Annotated in this window: 5 protein-coding genes; all 5 read left to right on the forward strand. The window is 57.9% G+C overall.

What is annotated here, in order from left to right; translation table 11 throughout:
• Window positions 1–1444 (forward strand): type VI secretion system membrane subunit TssM (gene tssM / locus DEO48_RS15625; protein ID WP_109845671.1); only part of this gene is annotated, 1444 nt, incomplete at its 5' end.
• 37 nt (window positions 1445–1481) lie between these two features.
• On the forward strand, window positions 1482–2909 hold the full coding sequence (locus DEO48_RS15630; RefSeq protein WP_109845672.1) for a VasL domain-containing protein: 1428 nt from the start codon (window positions 1482–1484) through the stop codon (window positions 2907–2909).
• Entirely contained in the window at window positions 2909–4300 is a 1392-nt protein-coding gene (locus DEO48_RS15635; protein WP_109845673.1) for a tetratricopeptide repeat protein, read from the forward strand. Before DEO48_RS15630 ends, DEO48_RS15635 begins: the two co-directional genes overlap by 1 nt.
• A 387-nt stretch (window positions 4301–4687) precedes the next feature.
• Window positions 4688–5206, forward strand: coding sequence for an Hcp family type VI secretion system effector (locus tag DEO48_RS15640; RefSeq protein ID WP_109845674.1), 519 nt, complete (start codon window positions 4688–4690; stop codon window positions 5204–5206).
• Window positions 5207–5354: 148 nt separating this feature from the next.
• The coding region (locus DEO48_RS15645) for a contractile injection system protein, VgrG/Pvc8 family (protein WP_258306110.1) at window positions 5355–5663 on the forward strand (309 nt) is incomplete at its 3' end.

A 5663-nucleotide genomic window follows, 5' to 3' on the forward strand; every position in this document is an offset into this window, starting at 1 on the left:
GCCGGATTTGCGGGTACAGGATGAAACCGGGCAAAGTTTTGACAGCGTGTTTGTGCTGCGTGATGCGCATGCCGGCACGATACCACGCCTGTTCACCTGGTCCGGCTACAGCGATTTTTTCCGGGGTCAGAATAACACGTTGTTTGATCTGACAGGGCTGGATGCGTGGGTGCTGGGGCTACATGAGCAGGTGCAGCTCAGCGAGGCCGATCGCAGTGAAATTCAGCGTCAGGTGAGCGATCGCTACATCAGCGACTATACCGGTCACTGGCAGAAACTGTTATCCGCGCTGGATATTCAGCCCTTTGATTCACCGGAGCAGGCGCTGTCGGTACTGAATACCATTACCGGCGATGAACAGCCTTTCCGGCATATAGTCTCCCTGTTGAGCGATAACACCGCCGTCCGTCCACTGACCGGAAAAGGGGAAGCACAACAGCGTGACACCCTCAGCCGGATAGCGCGTCCGTTTACCCAACTGGACGACACCCTGAAAGGCCATGGGGATAATGCGCCACTTATCCAGGGCGTAAACCAGCAACTCATCGCCCTGGCGCAGTGGCTGGAGCAGATAAACAGTGCCGGCGATCCGGGTGCCGCTGCCTTTAAGGCCCTGCAGTTACGCCAGAGCGATCCGTATAAGGATCCGGCTTTCAGCCTGCAACAGTATGCGCGGGGGTTGCCTGCGCCACTGGATCGCTGGGTCAGCCAGATTGCGACACAGGTCGCTGATGTGACGACGTCGCTTGCCATGTCATCCCTGAACCAGGCATGGAGTGAGCAGGTGCTGACGCCGTTTAACGACACCCTGGCCGATCGCTATCCCTTCAACCCGACCTCTTCGCAGGATGCGTCCCTGTCTGAAGTGACCCGTTTCTTTGCCCCCGGCGGCACGCTTGATGGCTTTTATCAGTCCAGCCTCAAGCCGCTGCTGGACAGCGGCGTGCTGAAGCAGGATGCCGGTAACGGTCATCTGCGGACGCTGGTGAGCCAGCTTGACCAGGCGCAGCGGATCCGGGAGGCCCTGTTTAATACTCAGGGACAGCCGGAAGTGCACTTTGTGGTGGAGCCGGTTGAACTGACCGCCAGTAAACGCCGTAGCGTGCTGAACCTTGACGGCCAGCTGGTGGAGTACAGCCACGGACGACGTCAGAAAGTGCCGCTGGTCTGGCCGAACGCCCTGCGTGACGGGGCGGAGAGCAAACTGACGCTGATACCGGATGACGGAGCCCGCTCACCGCGAAGCCTGGGCTTTACCGGCCCCTGGGCGATGTTCCGCCTGCTGGATGCCGGCAACCGGACGCAGGTGAGCCGGGGGTCATTTGATGTGCGTTTTGGCGTGGATGACGGAGCCATGACCTGGCGGGTCTACAGTGATGCAGATCACAGTCCGTTTGCGACGGGACTGTTCAGCCAGTTCCGTTTACCGGAAACGCTTTATTAACGGGGCCGGCTGTGCCTCAGACGACGGGAAGAACCGGATGCATGATACTCAACAGGCGCTGAGCGTGGGGCGCGATCCCCGCGTGTTGCCGGAATACGAAAGACTGCGTACTGAAATCAATAAACTCAGCCACGCGTCACGCCCGGAAGTGGACTGGGCGCTGGTGCACGAGATGGCACAGGCTATTTTTGAAAAGCAGGGTGTGGATCTGCAGACCGCTCTTTACTTTACGCTGGCCCGTGCCCGTCTGCATGGACTGAGCGGTTTTACCGAAGGCTGCGAGTTTCTGAGCACGCTGATCGTGACCCAGTGGGACAATGTCTGGCCGCCGGTCCATCAGTCCCGGGCCCGGGTGGAGATGCTCGACTGGTTTATCGCCCGTGTCAGTGACGTGGTACGTCAGTACCCGGTCGGGCATGACGATAAACGCCTGATTTACCGCTGTGAACGGGCACTGCAGCTTATTAGCGAGAAGCTGCATCATGCGGGGCTGTTCCGGGTGCCGCGAATCGAGAACCTGCTGCACTTTATTGAAGGGTATACCCGCCTGTTTGATGAGTCAGAAATCGTGATTGTATCGCCGGAGCAGGACGCGCTGAAAAAAGAGATGCAGGTGCCGCCGGTGGTGTATTTCCGGTCTGAAGAAGCGGACGGCAGTGTGAGTCCGGATCTGGCGCAGCTCCCGACCGGCAGCATCATTGTGGGCCGGGAAAAAGGGTCGCTGAAGCCGACGGTGCTGAAAATCAAGTCTTATAAGCCTCCGCGTCCGTCGTGGTTCTGGTTTGTCAGCGGAATGATGAGCTGCCTGCTGCCGGTACTGATGGTGGCCGGCTGGGTTCACTGGAGCACGCAGCAGTCCTCCCGGCAACACGATGCCACGGCGATGCTGGAAGCGAATGCGCTGACCTGGCCTGTGGCCCCGGATGCCGCCAAGCTGAGTGATGTCCGTCTGGCGCTGGGGGAACAGGCTCTGCGTGACATGGAGCCACAAATAAGCCGGGATTATCAGGCGCAGATGGCGCATGTGCAGCAGCTCTCGCCGCTGTGGGCCTATCAGTATGCCGACGGGCTGCGACGTTCCCTGCGTATGTTGTACCCACAGTCTCTGGCAGTCAGTGCGATGGACAGCCAGTGGCAGCAGATGCTGAACACACAGCGTGGGGTGACGCCACCGGTCTCCGGCTGGCCGGATGCCACCGCACGGGTGGATGCGCTGCTGGCAGAGCTGCAGAACCTGGAACGCCTGCACAAAACGGTCACCATCTCTTACCTCAAATCCTCGCTTTACGACATCCGTAAGGACATGGATCGCGATACGCCCTTTAGCGTACGACTTAACCGGCTGGAAGCCCTGCAGCGGGCAAACCAGACCGTCAGTCAGGCCGAGCTGGACGCCCTGCAGTCAACGCTCAAATCGTACAGCGTGCGGCTGTATCAGCTGCAGCCGGCACCGCGGGACTTGTGATGATGCCGCGTTTTTATCGCACATTATGCCTGATGGTGCTGGTCGTTACCGGGGGGCTGAGCGCCTGCAGCGCGCCGCTGTCGTCGCTTCCGGAAGCTGCGCTGGAGCAGAAAGCACAGGCCGGGGATGCACAGGCGCAGTACGTGCTGGCCGGAAAGCTGTCGGCCCGTGGGGAATACGCACGATCGCTGGCTTTGATGAAACAGGTGGCCAGTCAGTCGGCGGCCTCGGATGCGCCGCGCTCAACCCGGGCGGATGCGGCGCGTCAGGCCGGGGACGGGTACCACACCGGGCTGGGGGAGCCGCGTAACGACGCGCTTGCCCGTCAGTGGTGGACCCGGGCGTCGTCACTCGGTAATGCGCAGGCCAGTATGAACCTTGCCGGACACTGCCAGGCCGCACATGGCACATCGCCTGTTGCGGAGTGCATCAGTCAGTTTAAGACCGCGGCCCGTCAGGGCAATGCGCAGGCGCAGCTGATGCTGGCCCGCTGGTATCAGACGCAGCCTGAGGGTGAAAAAACGGCGCTGTCCTGGCTGCAAAAAGCAGCCGCGCAGAGGGAGCCTGCTGCCCTGGCGTTGATGGCCCACCGTCATGAAACCGGCAACGGTGTTGATAAGTCAGAGGATATCGCCCGCCGTGAGTACCGTCATTCTGCCGCTCTCGGCAACCCGCAGGCACAGCGCTGGCTGGCGGAGCACAGTGAAGGCACGGAAAGTCTGACGTGGTATCAGAAAGCGGCTGAAGGTGGCGATGTGGCCGCGCAACGCTGGCTGTCACAGACTTACCTGAGCGGTAATGGCGTGGCGCAAAACCAGACTGAAGGGATGCTCTGGCTTAAGCGTGCTGTCGATAAAGGCGATGCCCGCGCACAGTACCTTTACAGCCAGTACCAGAGCACTGATGAGATGCGGCTTCACTGGTTGACGCTGTCGGCGAAAGGCGGCGACCTTCAGGCCGCGCGTGCGCTTGCCGGGTGGTATGAAAAACAGGGCGATGAGGTGCACGCCAGAAGCGCCTGGCAGCAGCTGGCGGCGCGGGGCGATGCGGAAGGTCGCTATCACTACGGCGATATGCTGCGTCTTGGCCTTGGCGGACCACACGATTACACGCAGGCCTTCACGCAATACCGGCTCAGCGCGATGGCAGGAAACCGGATGGCGCAGTACCGGGCAGGTATGATGAGCCAGGACGGACTGGGGCTACCACGCAACCGGATCCAGGCTTATGCCTGGTACTCGCTGGCCGCAACGGAAAACGCCAAAGATGCGGTGGATGCACTGAATGCGCTGGAAGCCCTGCTTAAGCCCGATGAAATTAAAGCCGCACAGAAGCTGGCCCGGGAGTGGAGCCTGCGTATCGTTCAGGGTCAGAATGATACGACACCCTGAACGGATGTTGCGCCGGGCAGATGATGGTGGTGTGGTTGTTTTTTAATCAAATAAATGACGGCGGAATGATTTTTGTGTGTGATGTTTATCACAAAAATAATTGCAAAATCGAACGTAAAAGCACCGTGAAAAGTATGAATGCAAAATCTGCGCAACTTCTTGCTCAGGTTTCGGGATAAAACACTTTTTACGCAATAAACGCCGTGGATTAGAGATGTTTGCGCAACTTCTTGCTTGATTTTGCGCAAGATCTTGCGCGACCCCGTTTTTTACCCAAAGTCAGAAAAAACAAAATCATTTAAAAACAACAACATAAAAATGTGGCATGGATATTGCTATATATCTGGCGGAAGTTCACATCACGTTTAATTAAATGGAGAAATATAAATGCCAACACCGTGCTATATCAGCATTACCGGAGCTAAACAGGGTCACATCACAAAAGATGCATTTACTGCCGATTCTGTTGGCAACATTTTTGTTGAGGGTCATGAAGACGAAATGCTGGTACAGGAAGTTAAGCACATCATCACGGTTCCGACTGATCCACAGTCTGGACAGCCGTCCGGTCAGCGAGTTCATAAGCCGCTTAAATTTACCGTCGCACTGAACAAAGCCGTACCGTTGCTTTATAACGCGCTGGCTTCTGGTGAGTTGCTGGATGGGGTCGTGCTCAAATGGTATCGCACTTCCACAAAAGGTAAACAGGAGCATTTTTTCACGACAGCACTGACTGATGCCACTATCGTCGATATCAACCTGCAGATGCCGCATTGCCAGGATGCGGCGAAATCGGACTTCACCCAACTCGTCGAAGTTTCTCTGGCGTACCGGAAAATTGAATGGGAACACACCGTTGCTAACACTTCCGGCAGCGATGACTGGCGAGCGCCTATAGAAGCGTAAATGTCTGCTGATAATCCGGGTTTCGGCCCGGATTATTCAGTGCTGAGGTGTGACTCTGGTCAGACCTGAACACTGAAACAAGACATGGACCCCGAACGGTGAAAAGCCGGGCGTGCGGTAGCCATTGCCCTGAAAGAGGAGAGATGACGTGGCGGACGGTACGGGACTGCAGTTTACAGTCAGGATGGAGAAGTTATCTGCCAGCACGTTTGCGGTGGTGGAATTTGAGTTGAAGGAATCCCTGAATGCGCCGTTTGCGCTGAGCCTGAAACTGGCGAGCCCGCAGCCCGGGATTGATTTTGGCGACGTGCTGGACCAGCCGTGCGAGCTGATGGTCTGGTACAACGGCGAGCTGCAGCGGCGGGTCAGCGGTATCGTGAGTCATTTTGCGCAGGGGGATACGGGATTTCGCCGGACCCGTTACGAGGCCATTGTGCAACCTGCCCTGTGGCGTACC

Source organism: Enterobacter sp. CGMCC 5087 (genome assembly GCF_003144775.1).
GTDB classification, from domain to species: Bacteria; Pseudomonadota; Gammaproteobacteria; order Enterobacterales; family Enterobacteriaceae; genus Enterobacter; species Enterobacter cloacae_M.